Genomic DNA, 13,647 nt, shown 5'->3' on the forward strand with positions numbered 1-13,647 from the left:
GGCAAAAGGTATGGGGGAGGCGAGCCAGTTCCCACGTGCTCGCCCGACGTCCGATAGACAGATAATGACTGTCTTAAACGTCACTTGCGGTTTTTACGTTCTCCGCTCCTGTCCCAGGTCCATCACTCCAGCAACGACACCCCAAGCTTCATCGCCGTTTCCGTCACCACCTCCACCGGCTGTGCATAGCCGCTCTCCATCCAGTACAGGGCAATGTGGATAACGCCTCCGAGTATGCCGGCCTGCAGCATTTCGTCGAAGTGCTGGCCGGGCTGGGCGAGGGCCCTGGTCATGTCTTTGCTGCTGGCGTGGAGGGCGCGCTCGATGGCCCGGTCGACTTCGGGGCTGATGCCGCGGATGTCGATCAGCATCAGGCGCGCCAGGTTGGGTTCGTCCTTCAGGAACTGGAAGTAGGCGCGCAGCATTGCCCGGCTGCGTTCCAGCGGGTCGCTGCCGGCGGCTTCCGCAGCCGCCATGTTGAGGTCACGCACCCGTTGGGCGGCCTGCTCGTAGCAGGCGATCAGCAGCTCGTCGCTGTGGTTGAAGGATTCGTAGAAGTACCGCTGGGTCAGCCCCGCCGCGTCACATACCTGCTTGACCCCGGAATGCCGGTAGCCGTTGCAGCCATATACCCTGGTGGCGGCATCAATCAGCAGGCGACGGCGCTCTGCGCGGCGCTCCTCCACATCGGCACCACGATATCGTCTTCTGGTACTGGTCGGCGTAGTCATGGGCACCATTCTGACAACAGGGATTGCCAAATCCTACCTGACAATCTAGATTGTCACCATTGCCCCATTCACGGGATAACAACATGAACAGCACACAAGAACAATTCCAACCCTCACCGCTGGACGTCCTGATCATTGGCGCCGGCCTGTCCGGAATCGGCGCCGCCCATGCCCTGACAGACCAGTGCCCCGACAAGCGCTACCTCATCCTTGAGCGCCGCCGGGCCATTGGCGGTACCTGGGACCTGTTCCGTTACCCGGGCATCCGCTCCGACTCGGACATGTACACCCTGAGCTACAGCTACAAACCCTGGACGGGACGCAAGGCCATCGCCGACGGGCCAGACATCAAGCGCTATATCGAGGAGCTGGCCGAAGAGTCCGGCGCCATCCACAACATCCGCTTCCAGCGCCGGGTCGTCTCCGCCAGCTGGTCGAGCGAAGACGCGCTTTGGACCGTGACGGCCATGGCCGCCGACGAAGCCGGCCAGGAGCACGAGGAGCAGTACCAGGCCCGCTTCCTCTCCTCCTGCTCCGGCTACTACAGCTATGACGAAGGCCATCGCCCCACCTTCCCGGAGGAAGAGGCGTTCGGGGGGCAGATCATCCACCCGCAGTTCTGGCCGGAAGACCTGGATTACACGGGCAAGCGTGTGGTGGTTATCGGCAGCGGCGCCACCGCTGTCACCCTGGTGCCGGCCATGACGGAGAAGGCCGCCCATGTGACCATGCTGCAGCGCTCACCCAGCTACGTGGTATCCCGCCCGCAGACCGATGGCATTGCCCGATCCCTGCAGACCGTGCTGCCCCTGCCCCTCGCCCATCGGACCACTCGCTGGAAAAACGTACTGTTAGGCTCGTTCTTCTATGGCGTTGCCCGCAAAAAGCCGGAGATGTTCAGGCAGCGACTGATCCATATGGTGCAGACCCAGGTGGGCAGTGACGTCGACATGAAGCACTTCTCCCCCAGCTACAAACCCTGGGACCAACGCCTGTGCGCCGTTCCGGATGGGGACCTGTTCCACGACGTGCGGGCCAGGCGGGCCTCCATGGTGACCAATACCATCGAACGCTTTACCCACAAGGGCATCCTGCTCAGCTCCGGGGAGGAGCTGGAAGCCGACATCATCGTGACTGCCACTGGCCTGAAGCTCAATGCCCTGGGCGACGTGACGCTGACGGTGGATGGTGAACCAATCGCCTTTGGCGACTGCATGTCCTACAAGGGCATGATGCTCAGCGACATTCCCAACATGATCGTAACCTTCGGGTATACCAACGCCTCCTGGACCCTCAAAGCAGAACTGACCTCCGACTATACCTGTCGGCTGCTGCGTTACATGGACCGCAAGGGCCACCGCGTGGCCGTGCCGCGACGGGATCCAACGGTGGGTGACCGGCCGTTCCTGGATTTCACGTCGGGCTATGTGATGAGGGCCGCTGATATCCTGCCAAGGCAGGGCGACCGTGCACCCTGGCAGGTACATCAGAATTACCTGAAGGACAAGCTCACCATCCAGTACAGCCGTATCGACGACGGCGTCCTGCAGTTCAAATAAGGCCCCATCGTGAGTTATCTGTTCAGTATTGTACTGATCGTCATGTTAACCCTTGTGATCGGTCTGTCTCTCTACACGTTATTCATCGCCAAGCGTGTGGAACTCGGTATGCCGCCGGAGGGTCGGTTCGTCACCATCATGGGCAATCGCATCCACTACATCGAACAGGGCAGCGGGGAGCAGACCATCCTGCTCATCCACGGCCTCAGTGGCGTGGCCCAGCACTTCGGCTACAGCGTTATGGGCCAGCTGGCCCGCCGTTATCGGGTAGTGGCCATTGACCGGCCGGGCAGCGGTTACTCGGTACGCCCCGATCGCTCATCCGCCTCGCTGGCGGTGCAGGCGGATGTGGTCGCCGGCGTCATTGACGCACTTGACCTCGACAGACCGATGTTGGTGGGGCATTCACTGGGGGGTGCCGTCTCCCTGGCCACTGCCCTGCGCCACCCGGACAAGGTCAGCCGCCTGGCCCTGATTGCGCCACTGACGCATCTGCCGGAGAGCCCATCCGAGGCCTTTGCCGCGCTGAACATCCGCCTACCCTGGCTGCGCAAGCTGGCCGGCTGGACACTGGCAACCCCGCTGTCCGTCCGGCGCAGCGACCAGGTGCTGGATATCGTGTTCGGGCCGGAAGACGTACCCGATGACTTTGCCGTGCGCGGCGGTGGCTACCTGAGTGTGCGCCCCAGCCACTTCATTGCGGCATCATCGGACATGCACGCGCTGGAAGACATCCTGCCTGCCATGCAGCAGCGTTATGGCGATCTGGAGCTGCCCATCGGCATCCTTTATGGCTGTGATGACCGCATCCTGGATCCAAAGGAACAGGGGCAGGCGATGGCCGACCGGGTGCCGGGTGTTGAGCTGGAGATGATTGAGGGTGGCCACATGCTGCCGATTACCCAGCCGGATATCACTACCGCGTTCATTGAGCGGCAGATGCAGAGGGGAGGCCGTCCGGATTAGCCCACTGCGTACTGCACCAAGAAACAAGCAGAGTCTTTCGTGCAGTACCCAGCGCCCGTGTCAGGCAACCGTCCCTACCAACTTCTGCCCCCCTGGTCAGGTCAGCGAGTCAGTTCATTGAGCCAGGTCAGGACATCCTCCTGCACCTGCTCACGGTTGGTTTCGTTGAGCAGCTCATGGCGGGCATCGTCATAGAAGTGGTGTTCCATCCGGGTCAGTCCCAGCGCTTTGTATCGCTCCAGCAGGGCGTTGGTGGCCTCCAGGTTGGCGCCAACCGGGTCCAGCTCCCCCTGGATAACCAGAACAGGCAGGTCCTCGGGAATCTCCTGTTCCCGGGCGGGATCCCGCAGATCCGCCATACCGTGGAAGAAATCCTTTACCAGATCGTTGCTGAACGCAAACCCGGACTGGGGATCGTCCACGTATTTCCGGACTTCGGCCTCATCACGACTCAGCCATTGAAAGCCGGGCTCATCACTGAACGGTTTGTTGAAGTCCATAAAAATGCCGGCCCAGATCTGCGAGTCCGCCAGGGGGGCCTCTTCGGCTGCCGCATCAACGGCGACCAGCAGGTCCTGGGGCGGGGGCGGGCCATAGGCGGTGCCGGATAGCACCAGACCGTCGATCAACCCCGGCTGCCGGGTGATGTAATCCTGCGCGATGAACGATCCCATGCTGTGACCGAACAGCACCAGGTCCGCATCGGGATGTTCCCCCTGGATCATGGTGCTCAGTTGCATCTCGTCCTTCACAAAATGATTCCAGGCATCGGGGCCCGCATCCCCCAGTTCCCCGGAGCGCACCCGGGTGCGGCCGTGCCCACGGTGGTCCGTGGCATACACCGCATAACCATGCTGATTCAGGAATTGGGCAAAACGATCATAGCGCCCGCTATGCTCCGCTGCCCCATGAATCACCTGCACCACGGCATGGGGGTCGGAATCTGCCGCCCAGTACCGGTAGTGAACCTCCGCACCATCAGAGGCTTCCATCACACGCCATTCACTGGCATCCGCCATTACCATCCCTCCCGACAGCACTACGCCGATGACCGCCATGAAACCCTTGCCAGCGAGGCTGTTGCCCCTGGGAAATTCTGTACCTTGCATCTTCGTTCTCCGGTTATTGTTGTTAGCGTTACCGAGCCGAATGCTTTCGATTATTTTCGTTTTTCTTTATTAATATTCGATATCGAATATAGCAGGGGGTGCCATGAAATCAACAAGCACTAGGTACAGGACTCCAAACCCGGAGGTTGGCCAGTGCCATGGCCACAGGGAAAACAACGGGTGGCAGGGCTTGCCCACAGATTTATTGAGCGGCATCTCTGTGGCGAATGATGGTCAACAACGAGCCTTCCTGAGTTCTGCCACTAACGTCGATTTTCTTTACAGCTTGATCTGAAAGAGCAGAAGGTCACCCTGCATCATCCTCACCAAAAAGACTTTTGAATTGTTGGTCTCAATGTTGCTGACACCAGGATTCAAATTCTTTTTGAAATCGATCAAGGAATTATTGTCATGGATTTCATGAACCGGGCTTTCGCGGTAACCGCGTTTCTGGTGCTGGTACTGGTCTCTCAGCCGTCAAATGCGATCATTATCGACAACTACACCGCTTTTTTCGATGACGGTTCAAAGTTGGTGGTTGACCTCAAAGGCTATGATTATGGCAAAGGTTCGTACTGGGCCTCGCCAATCGCCTGGGACGAGAGTGGTCACCCCCCTGTCGAACGATTTGACACCTTTTTCTATCCGTCCCTGGCCTTGCAGGAGGCCAGCAGGGGCATCGCCAGGTCAGGAGTCGTGGAAAGCGCTATCATCAGTGGCCTGTACTTCGCTGTCGACGACTATTACGGCGTTTCAATGACCGAGTTTGGGTATACCTTTTCAGCGCCTGACTGGTCCATTTCAGATGGTGGCGTACACATATCGTATTTTGATCATTATGTAGGCTTTTCGGGCGGTTTCTTTGAAACCCATATTTCCCCCTATCCGGTCAGCGGGCCCGGTAGTCTGGCTCTGCTGGCAGCAGGACTTGCCGGCCTCGTCTGGGCGCGACGTTTCTCTGTGAGAAAGAAAAGCGGTTAACGATTAAACCCACCACCGGTTCTGACCTGATTGCTTGATCCAGCGTCCCGGGCATCATGCCAGGCGACGATTTCCTTCAGGTCCGCGCACTTCAATCGGCGGCAGAACGGGCAATCTCGCGAAGGCAAGCCAATTCCTCCTTGCCTTCGTACAGACGTCCAATAGACTGAGAATAACTGTCGTCAAAGTCACTTACGGTTTTGCGACAACACAAAAACCGCGAAATTCCCCAACGACCAAGAGGAATGGCCGTGTCCCCACTCTCCCGCATACGCCGCACTGCGGCTGTTATCCTTATGCTGATTACCGCACCGGCCATGGCCGCGGATCCGGTGGTAGTGTCGTCCAAGATAGATACGGAAGGTGCCGTGCTGGGCCAGATGATCCTTCAGAGCCTGGAAGAGGCCGGCATTCCGGTGGAGAACCGCCTGCAATTGGGCGGCACCAGCATTGTGCGAAATGCCATCAAGGCCGGGGAGATCGACCTCTACCCGGAATACACCGGCAACGCGGCCTTCTTCCATGACCAGGCCGACCGGGATATCTGGAAGGACGCCGACAAGGCCTACCAGCAGGCCGCCAGCCTGGATAAGGAAGCGCACAACATCATCTGGCTGACGCCCGCCGAGGCCAACAATACCTGGGCCATGAGTGTGCGTGGGGATCTGGCGCGGGATAACGACCTGAAGACCCTGGAAGACCTGGCGACCTATATCAATGACGGTGGCGCCTTCAGGTTTGCGGCCAGTGCCGAGTTTGTCGAATCCGAGAGTGCCTTGCCCGCCTTCCAGGAGGCCTACGGCTTCACGCTGGGGTCCGACCAGTTGCTGATCCTCTCCGGTGGCAATACCGCCGCGACACTGCGGGCCGCGGCGCTGAATGATAACGACGTTAACGGCGCCATGACCTACGGCACCGATGGCGGCCTTGATGCCCTGGATCTGAAAGTGATGGAGGACACCCTGGGGGTACAACCGGTCTACCAGCCGGCACCCATTGTGCGCGCCGAGGTGCTGGAGACCTACCCGGAGATTCGTGAGGTCCTGGCACCTATCTTTGAATCCCTGGACCTGGAAACCCTCCAGCGCCTGAACGGGCAGGTAGCAGTGAACGGAGTGCCCGCCAAAACCGTGGCCCGCGATTATCTGGATTCCCTGGCTCAGGACTGAGGTTTGTCCTTTACCCGGCCTGATTCAATCCGGACGTTGCCCAACCGGGTCATTCCGGCACTCGGCCTACTGGCGCTGGCACTCGTGTGGCTTCTGGACTTCGGCACCATCCAGCCGAACCGTATTGTCCCGGGCACCGGTCATGGGCTGCTGTCGGCGGTGGGCTGGAACGGTGCGGGGCTGGTGACCCTGGTCCTGACCGCCTGCATTGCGCTCTCCGTCCTGCCGTTACGGCGACGTTACGAAGTCCTTCTTGCCCTGGTGACCCTGTCACTGGCGATGATGCCGTTGCTGCTGGACGTCTTCGCTGCCCGCCATCTGCCCGAAGACAGCCCCTATGCACGCTCCTCTGTCGGGGCGGGATTCTGGTGCCTGCTATTCCTGCTGTCCCTGACGCTGATCGAGATCCTGGGCCGCCTGAGCGCAAGGCGGTGGCGGCAACTCCTGCTGCTGTTGGTGATCGTGGGTAGCTGGCTGGTGCTTTTCAGTGGCGATGGTCTGGAGAGCCTGTCTCTGGTGCGGGAATACAACGCCCGGCCCGATGCGTTTGCGCAGGCCCTCTGGGCGCACCTGGCGCTGGCGTTCGGTGCCGTGGGCATCGGTGCGGGGCTGGCCTTCGTGCTGGCCCTGAAGATGATCCGCAGCCCGGCCTGGCAACGCCCCATCCTCGGGGCCGTGAGCTTTCTGCAGACCATTCCCAGTCTGGCGGTATTCGGGCTACTCATTGCTCCGCTGAGCGCGCTGTCCTCGGCGTTCCCACTGCTGCAATCGCTGGGTATCCGTGGCATCGGCTGGGCACCGGCCCTTCTGGCACTGATCGCCTACAGCCTGCTGCCCATGGTGCGCAACACCTTCGTGGCGATTACCGACGTGCCGGAGCACCTGGTGGATGCTGGCCGGGGCATGGGCATGACGGAACGCCAGCTGTTCTTCCAGGTCAAGCTGCCTCTGGCGCTGCCGGTGATGATTGAGGGTGTGCGTATCACCACCATCCAGGCCATCGGCCTGACGGCGGTTGCAGCCCTGATCGGTGCCGGCGGGTTCGGGAGCTTTATCTTCCAGGGGCTGGGGCAGGCGGCAATGGATCTGGTGTTGCTCGGCGCCCTGCCCACCATTGCCCTCGCGCTGCTGGTCGATGCCTTGCTGACGATGCTGGCGGCGAGCTTCAGACCGACTGCGGCAACGGCCTGATATGGAAAAGGAAACATCCGGATGATCGAACTGAAGAATGTCACTCGACGCTTTGGCGATGCCGTCGCGGTGGATAGCATCGACCTGACCATCGAGACGGGTGAGGTCTGCGTGCTGGTGGGCAGCTCCGGCTGTGGCAAGTCCACCACACTGCGCATGATCAACCGCCTGTTGCCCCGCACCTCCGGTGAGATCCTGGTGGACGGTGAGGACATCGCCACCATGAATCCACAGCAGTTACGCCTGAACATGGGGTACGTTATCCAGGGTACCGGGCTGTTCCCCCACTGGACCGTGGCCCGCAACATCGCCATGGTACCCCGGTTGCTGAAGTGGCCGAAGGAACGGATCGATGCACGGGTTGATGAGCTAATGACCCTGCTGGACCTGGATCCGGCCACCCACGCCCACAAATATCCCCAGCAACTGTCCGGCGGCCAGGCCCAGCGGGTGGGCGTTGCCCGGGCCCTGGCGGCAGACCCCAACATCCTGCTGATGGACGAACCCTTTGGCGCGCTGGATGCGATTACCCGGGAGAACCTCCAGCAGGAGATGCTGCGCATCCAGAGACAGGTCCGCAAGACCACCGTGTTCGTCACCCACGATATCGATGAAGCCCTGAAACTGGCCACCCGGATTGCGGTGATGGATCAGGGGCGCATTATCCAGCACGACACCCCGGAGAATATCCTCCGCCGACCCGCGTCCGGGTTCGTGGAAAACCTCGTCGGCAAGCAGGATCGCGGCCTGAAGCTGATGAGCCTGCGGCCAGTACGCGACCTGATGACCCGCCATGGCTCACCAAAGTCGTCGGAAACCGGAGCCGAGGGGGTCAAGGAGGACGACAACCTGCGACTGGCCCTGTCCATCATGCTCTGGCAGGACCTGCCGCAGGTGGCGGTGTTCAACGCACAGGGTCAGGAGACCGGTGTGATCAGCCGCGAACGCATTATTCAGGAAGGCGCCTGATGCGCGCCTGGTTGCCTCCCATACTGTTCGCCCTCGTGCTGTGCGGGCTTAGCGCCGCCATGCCGGTTCTGGAACCGCTGTTTCATTGGGTGGAGCCGGGCAAACAGCGGGTGATCTACGACCGGGAGAGCTTCCTGTTCCTGCTGCAGAACCATCTGATGCTGGTCGCCATCTCGGCAGCCGTTGGCACTGTCGCTGCCGTCGCCGGCGGCATCTTCGTCACCCGCCACTCAGGTCGGGACTTCCTGCCCCTGGTCAGCCAGGTGGCGTCCATCGGTCAGACCTTCCCGCCGGTGGCCGTGCTGGCACTGGCGGTACCCGTGCTCGGCTTTGGCGAGGCACCGATCCTGGTCGCGCTGATCCTCTATGGCCTGCTGCCCATCCTGCGCAATACCCTGGCGGGCCTGGAAGGCATCAATCCGGCGGTACGGGAGGCGGCAAAAGGTATGGGCATGTCGCCGATGCAGGTCCTGGTCCGGGTGGAACTGCCACTGGCCGGCCGGGTGATCCTGGCGGGCATCCGCACCTCGGTGACCATCAATATAGCCACCGCCGCCATCGGCTCCACCATCGGTGCACGCACACTGGGCGATCCGGTCATTGCCGGGCTGGTGAATGACAATACCGCCTACGTACTTCAGGGCGCGATCCTGATCGGGTTGCTGGCGCTGACCACCGACAGCCTGTTCGAGGCACTGGAGCGGACCTGGGACCGTCGGTTTTCGCCACAACCCGCCATGACTTGAGTCCCCGCCGAGGTTCAACTGTTACAGTGTCCAATCAAAGGCCCAGGCACTTCGCTAGACTGGCCAGATGGATACTCGTAAGCTGAAGGCACGCACGGCGGTAGATTCATGACGATTCCCCTTAACGATGTAAGCATGCCGGAAATCTCCTGCTCCAATTGCCGGGCCTGTTGCTGCCGCCTGGAAGTCATGCTGATTACCGACACTGGCGTTCCCGAGCGGCATATCGCCCGGGATGAATGGGGCGGTGAGACCATGCGGCGCCTGTCGGATGGCTGGTGCTCCGCCCTGGATAGGGACACGTTCCTGTGCACCATCTATGAGAATCGCCCCTGGATCTGTCGGGAGTTCGAGATGGGCTCCGATGAATGCCTGGATGAAAGGGCGGAGATGATGTGAGTCAGCAAGGAGAGCCAAATGCTTGAACTAAGACCCAACTGTGAGTGCTGCGACAAGGATTTGCCGCCCGAGTCCACAGAGGCCGTCATCTGCACCTTCGAGTGCACCTTTTGCCGGTCCTGTGCATCCGGTGTTCTGAACGATCAGTGCCCGAATTGCGGTGGTAACTTTGTCCCTAGACCTATTCGCCCCGCCGGGCTGATGGAAAAGTTTCCGGCTTCAACGAAACGTGTTCTCAAGGCCGGCGGTTGTGAAGCGAATTCCTGAACAGTGGCAGCAGAAAGATAGTCATGGCAGCGGACTGTGGTTCTGGTAATGCCCAGGGTCATTCTGAGCGGACACATTGTTGTTCCAGGTCGAGATCTGGATCTTGTTCTCCAGGAACTGCCAAACCACATTGAGCAGACTCGGAAAGAGTCAGGTTGCCTGATCTTTAACGTAAATCAGGACCCTGAGAATCCGAATGTATTCCATGTTTACGAGGAATTTCTTGACCAAGGCGCTTTTGAAGCTCACCAACTACGGGTAACGAACTCGAACTGGGGGCGAATTGCGGCTGGTGTTCAGAGACACTACGAAATCAGTCATCGCAGCTGAGCAGTATAAAATCCGGGACACAGAAGGGCGCCTTCGTACCGACCGACGGGAACACCAACATGTTTGATTACACAGTCGTTCACTGGATCACTTTTTTGTCTGCAGCGGTTCTCCTCAACCTTTCCCCGGGGCCGGATATCGCTTTCATTCTGGGCCAAACGCTGCGTAGCGGACGTCGAGGCGGATTTGCGGCGATGTTTGGCATCTGGTCCGGCGCAGCTCTGCATGTCGTTATGGCGGCGGTCGGTCTTTCGGCGATCCTTGCGACGTCTGCGCTGGCGTTCTCGCTGGTGAAGTGGATAGGCGCTGCGTATCTGATATGGCTTGGTATCAAAATGCTGCTGTCGAATGGTGACTCTTTTATCTCCAGTAAAGGAGATGGTGAGCTTCCGATCACATCGATCTACTGGCAGGGCGTGCTGGTGTCAGCCCTTAACCCGAAAGTCGCCATGTTTTTCCTGGCGTTCTTGCCCCAGTTCGTGGTGGCGGGGGCCGGCCCCGTTGGCGCTCAGTTGCTGTTGCACGGAAGCCTGATAATCGTTGTGGCGGCGTTCATAGAGCCACCCCTGGTTCTGGCAGGCTCGAAGCTGGGGGCGATCTTGAGGAATAATCGACGAATGGGCCTATGGATGGATCGAAGTCTCGGTGCGTTATTCGTAGCCTTGGGAGCACGGCTTGCGGCCAGTACCAGATAAAGCTTTGCTTGCTGACCTGTAGACCAATCCGGCGTAATCATGGACCATCACCCTATGGCTGTTTCCATTCATGCGGCGGTCGAGGCAGATGCTGAGGCCATTAAAAACTGCGTAACGAGCGCCTATGGGCACTACGAGGAACGCATTGGCCGTCCGCCGGGACCAATGATGCAGGATTATGACAAGGTCATCCGGGACTTCGACGTCTTTGTCGCCCTGGTAGACCAGGAGATCCAGGGTGTTCTGGTTCTGGCCCAGACCCGGGAAGGGTTCTTGCTGGATAACATTGCCGTGAATCCAGGGATGCAAGGCAAGGGTGTCGGTCGGACGCTTCTGGAACTCGCCGAGCAGCGTGCCCGGTCCGCAGGCTACGATTCCATCTACCTGTACACAAACACAATGATGTCAGAGAACCGGGAGTTGTACACACGGATTGGTTATGAGGAATACGACCGCCGCACCGAACAGGGGCTGGATCGGGTGTACATGCGAAAGGCCTTACCTAGTGGAGTCGGTTGATGAAACCGCAACAGATAAATGCCCTCTGACGGCCAGGAAGGAGCCATAACCAATGTACGTGCCTGAACATTTCAGAGAAGACAGCAACCAGCAGCTTCACCAGTATATCCGCGACTATGGTTTTGGCCTGCTGATTGTCGCAGACGGGGAAGGCATCGAGGCAAACCACGTTCCTTTCCACCTGAGTGGTACAGAAGATGGCTCTCCTGGGCTTTTGCAGTGCCATGTAGCACGGAAGAATCCGGTATGGCAGCGCCTGCAACACGGCGCCCGAGTCCTTGCGATATTCCAGGGGCCTGATGCATATGTGTCACCGTCGTGGTACCGAACCAAGGAAGAGACCGGCCGGGTGGTACCAACCTGGAACTATCTGGCTGTCCATGCGGAAGGGTATGCCCGGAGTGTCGAAGACCCAGCATGGCTGCATCAGCACCTTCGACAGCTGACAAAGCAACACGAGTCGAAGAGGGATGAGCCCTGGGCAGTGGATGACGCCCCTTCGGATTTCACCGAACGTCTGGTTCAGGCGATTGTAGGCATCGAAATCGAGATTGAGACGTTGACCGGCAAGTTGAAGGCGAGCCAGAACCAGCCGGAGCGAAACAGAAAGGGAGTAAAAGCCGGTCTTGAAACGGAGGACCAAGCCCATAGCCGCGCGATGTCCGAGTTCATAAGCTGATCACGACGGAGTGTGGCTCTGGGTTCACGAAGAAAAGGGCAGATCCATCCGACCTGATATCGATTCTTCGTCCACGCAAACACCAGATACATGGAGGTTAGAAGGGTGATATTGGATTTACCGGCACCGGATACACAGGGCATCCATTCACTGGTCGAGTGCACCAGAACCCGCCGTAGCATTCGCGAATACTCCGATTCACCCATCCCCATTCAACACCTGTCGCGGTTACTCTGGGCCGCACAGGGAGTGACACGACCGGACGGCAAACGGACAACGCCGTCCGCCGGTGGTCTGTATCCCCTGCAACTCCGTGTGCTGGTCCGTCGCGTTGAGGGGTTGGAACCCGGAATCTATGATTACCTTGGCGACAGCCATTCATTAAAGATTGCTGGGGGCCTGCCATCCGATGAAATCATTAACGCGGTGGGTATTGGCGATCAGCCATGGCTGGCGGAGTCCGCTGCCGTACTGGGTGTCGTCGCCGATCTGGCCGGTACGGTTCGGCACTTCGAATCCCAACCACCCGTGGGTGAACGGGGTAAGCGATACGTCTATATGGAAACCGGCGCATTGACCCAGAATGTTCACCTCCATGCCACCGACCTTGAGCTAGGCTGTGTTCTGGTCGCGGGGTTCGATGACGCCAGGGCCAGTGAGGCACTCAAGCTGTCCCCGGAACGGGAGCCCATGGCCCTTCTTTGCCTTGGGAAGCTGCAATGACATTTAAATCCGCAGTGAAGGCCATCCAGATGCCAAGGATAGTAAGGAGATAACACCATGGCAAAACAGTTCGAGGAACTGCTCCCGGATCATACGGATTTCATCAATGCCCAGCATCTGTTCTTTGTCGGGTCCGCAGGCGCTGAGGGGTTTGTGAACGTCTCTCCAAAAGGCATGGACAGCCTGAGGGTTCTGGGCCCCAACCGTCTTATCTGGCTGAACCTGACCGGTAGCGGCAACGAAACCGCCGCCCATGTGCTGGAGAACGGTCGCATGACGATCATGTTCTGCTCCTTTGGCAAGCAGCCCCTGATTCTCAGGGTCTATGGCAGGGCTGATGTGATTCATCCCAGGGACGATGGCTGGGACGATCTTGTCGACCACTTTCCAGACTATCTCGGGACGCGCCAGGTTTTTGATCTGGGTATTGAACTTGTGCAGACCTCCTGCGGATTCGGCGTCCCCTACTATGACTTCCGGGGCGAGCGGGACACGCTGACCAACTGGGCCAGCAAAAAGGGAGAGGATGGCCTGCAGGCATACTGGACAGAGAAGAACCAGTTGAGTCTGGATGGGAAAACCACGGGCATCCGCTAGACTGGAACTATCGCTCC

General features: G+C 59.5%; 17 protein-coding genes. 15 read left to right on the top strand and 2 right to left on the bottom strand.

Features of this window, described 5'->3' with window-relative positions:
- Positions 1-122 precede the first annotated feature (122 nt).
- Positions 123-731: a TetR/AcrR family transcriptional regulator gene (locus tag ACJO3T_RS16890; RefSeq protein WP_406964809.1), complete on the bottom strand. Its 609-nt coding sequence runs from the start codon at positions 729-731 to the stop codon at positions 123-125.
- Positions 732-814: 83 nt separating this feature from the next.
- Here ACJO3T_RS16890 and ACJO3T_RS16895 point away from each other — a divergent pair, with 83 nt between their 5' ends.
- Both ACJO3T_RS16895 and ACJO3T_RS16900 read left to right on the top strand, forming a co-directional pair.
- Entirely contained in the window at positions 815-2,290 is a 1,476-nt protein-coding gene (locus tag ACJO3T_RS16895; RefSeq protein ID WP_406979228.1) for a flavin-containing monooxygenase, read from the top strand.
- A 42-nt stretch (positions 2,291-2,332) separates the two neighbouring features.
- Positions 2,333-3,256: an alpha/beta fold hydrolase gene (locus tag ACJO3T_RS16900; protein WP_406979229.1), complete on the top strand. Its 924-nt coding sequence runs from the start codon at positions 2,333-2,335 to the stop codon at positions 3,254-3,256.
- 101 nt (positions 3,257-3,357) lie between these two features.
- Here ACJO3T_RS16900 and ACJO3T_RS16905 read toward each other — a convergent pair whose 3' ends face one another.
- Entirely contained in the window at positions 3,358-4,365 is a 1,008-nt protein-coding gene (locus ACJO3T_RS16905; RefSeq protein ID WP_406979231.1) for an alpha/beta hydrolase, read from the bottom strand.
- A 411-nt stretch (positions 4,366-4,776) separates the two neighbouring features.
- Between ACJO3T_RS16905 and ACJO3T_RS16910 the strand changes: the two genes are divergently transcribed.
- The 13 genes from ACJO3T_RS16910 to ACJO3T_RS16970 all read left to right on the top strand — a co-directional run bounded on the left by ACJO3T_RS16910 (position 4,777) and on the right by ACJO3T_RS16970 (position 13,630).
- Complete coding sequence (locus tag ACJO3T_RS16910) at positions 4,777-5,346, top strand: hypothetical protein (RefSeq protein WP_406964813.1); 570 nt, start codon at positions 4,777-4,779, stop codon at positions 5,344-5,346.
- A gap of 245 nt (positions 5,347-5,591) precedes the next feature.
- Positions 5,592-6,515 (top strand): glycine betaine ABC transporter substrate-binding protein OsmF, encoded by a 924-nt coding sequence (gene osmF, locus ACJO3T_RS16915; RefSeq protein ID WP_406964814.1) that lies wholly within the window; start codon positions 5,592-5,594, stop codon positions 6,513-6,515.
- Positions 6,516-6,518: 3 nt separating this feature from the next.
- Positions 6,519-7,706, top strand: a complete 1,188-nt coding sequence (locus tag ACJO3T_RS16920; protein ID WP_406964815.1) for an ABC transporter permease — start codon at positions 6,519-6,521, stop codon at positions 7,704-7,706.
- Positions 7,707-7,727: 21 nt separating this feature from the next.
- Positions 7,728-8,675, top strand: a complete 948-nt coding sequence (locus tag ACJO3T_RS16925) for an ABC transporter ATP-binding protein (RefSeq protein ID WP_406964816.1) — start codon at positions 7,728-7,730, stop codon at positions 8,673-8,675.
- On the top strand, positions 8,675-9,421 hold the full coding sequence (locus ACJO3T_RS16930; RefSeq protein WP_406964818.1) for an ABC transporter permease: 747 nt from the start codon (positions 8,675-8,677) through the stop codon (positions 9,419-9,421). The genes ACJO3T_RS16925 and ACJO3T_RS16930 overlap by 1 nt, the downstream gene beginning before the upstream one ends.
- A 108-nt stretch (positions 9,422-9,529) precedes the next feature.
- On the top strand, positions 9,530-9,820 hold the full coding sequence (locus ACJO3T_RS16935; protein ID WP_406964819.1) for a YkgJ family cysteine cluster protein: 291 nt from the start codon (positions 9,530-9,532) through the stop codon (positions 9,818-9,820).
- A gap of 18 nt (positions 9,821-9,838) precedes the next feature.
- On the top strand, positions 9,839-10,087 hold the full coding sequence (locus ACJO3T_RS16940) for a DUF1272 domain-containing protein (RefSeq protein ID WP_406964820.1): 249 nt from the start codon (positions 9,839-9,841) through the stop codon (positions 10,085-10,087).
- 48 nt (positions 10,088-10,135) lie between these two features.
- Positions 10,136-10,417 carry a putative quinol monooxygenase gene (locus ACJO3T_RS16945; RefSeq protein WP_406964821.1) on the top strand — a complete coding sequence of 94 codons (282 nt, stop codon included), beginning with the start codon at positions 10,136-10,138 and terminating at the stop codon, positions 10,415-10,417.
- Between the two features lie 59 nt (positions 10,418-10,476).
- Positions 10,477-11,112 carry a LysE family translocator gene (locus ACJO3T_RS16950; protein ID WP_406964823.1) on the top strand — a complete coding sequence of 212 codons (636 nt, stop codon included), beginning with the start codon at positions 10,477-10,479 and terminating at the stop codon, positions 11,110-11,112.
- A gap of 54 nt (positions 11,113-11,166) precedes the next feature.
- The gene (locus tag ACJO3T_RS16955) at positions 11,167-11,631 is read left to right on the top strand and encodes a GNAT family N-acetyltransferase (RefSeq protein WP_406964824.1); all 465 of its coding nucleotides are present in this window, start codon (positions 11,167-11,169) and stop codon (positions 11,629-11,631) included.
- 52 nt (positions 11,632-11,683) lie between these two features.
- Entirely contained in the window at positions 11,684-12,310 is a 627-nt protein-coding gene (locus ACJO3T_RS16960) for an FMN-binding negative transcriptional regulator (protein ID WP_406964825.1), read from the top strand.
- Positions 12,311-12,400: 90 nt separating this feature from the next.
- Complete coding sequence (locus tag ACJO3T_RS16965) at positions 12,401-13,033, top strand: SagB/ThcOx family dehydrogenase (protein ID WP_406979232.1); 633 nt, start codon at positions 12,401-12,403, stop codon at positions 13,031-13,033.
- Between the two features lie 57 nt (positions 13,034-13,090).
- Complete coding sequence (locus tag ACJO3T_RS16970) at positions 13,091-13,630, top strand: pyridoxamine 5'-phosphate oxidase family protein (protein WP_406979234.1); 540 nt, start codon at positions 13,091-13,093, stop codon at positions 13,628-13,630.
- The last annotated feature ends 17 nt before the right edge of the window (positions 13,631-13,647 follow it).

Source organism: Marinobacter shunpengi, assembly GCF_045449715.1.
Taxonomy (GTDB): domain Bacteria; phylum Pseudomonadota; class Gammaproteobacteria; order Pseudomonadales; family Oleiphilaceae; genus Marinobacter.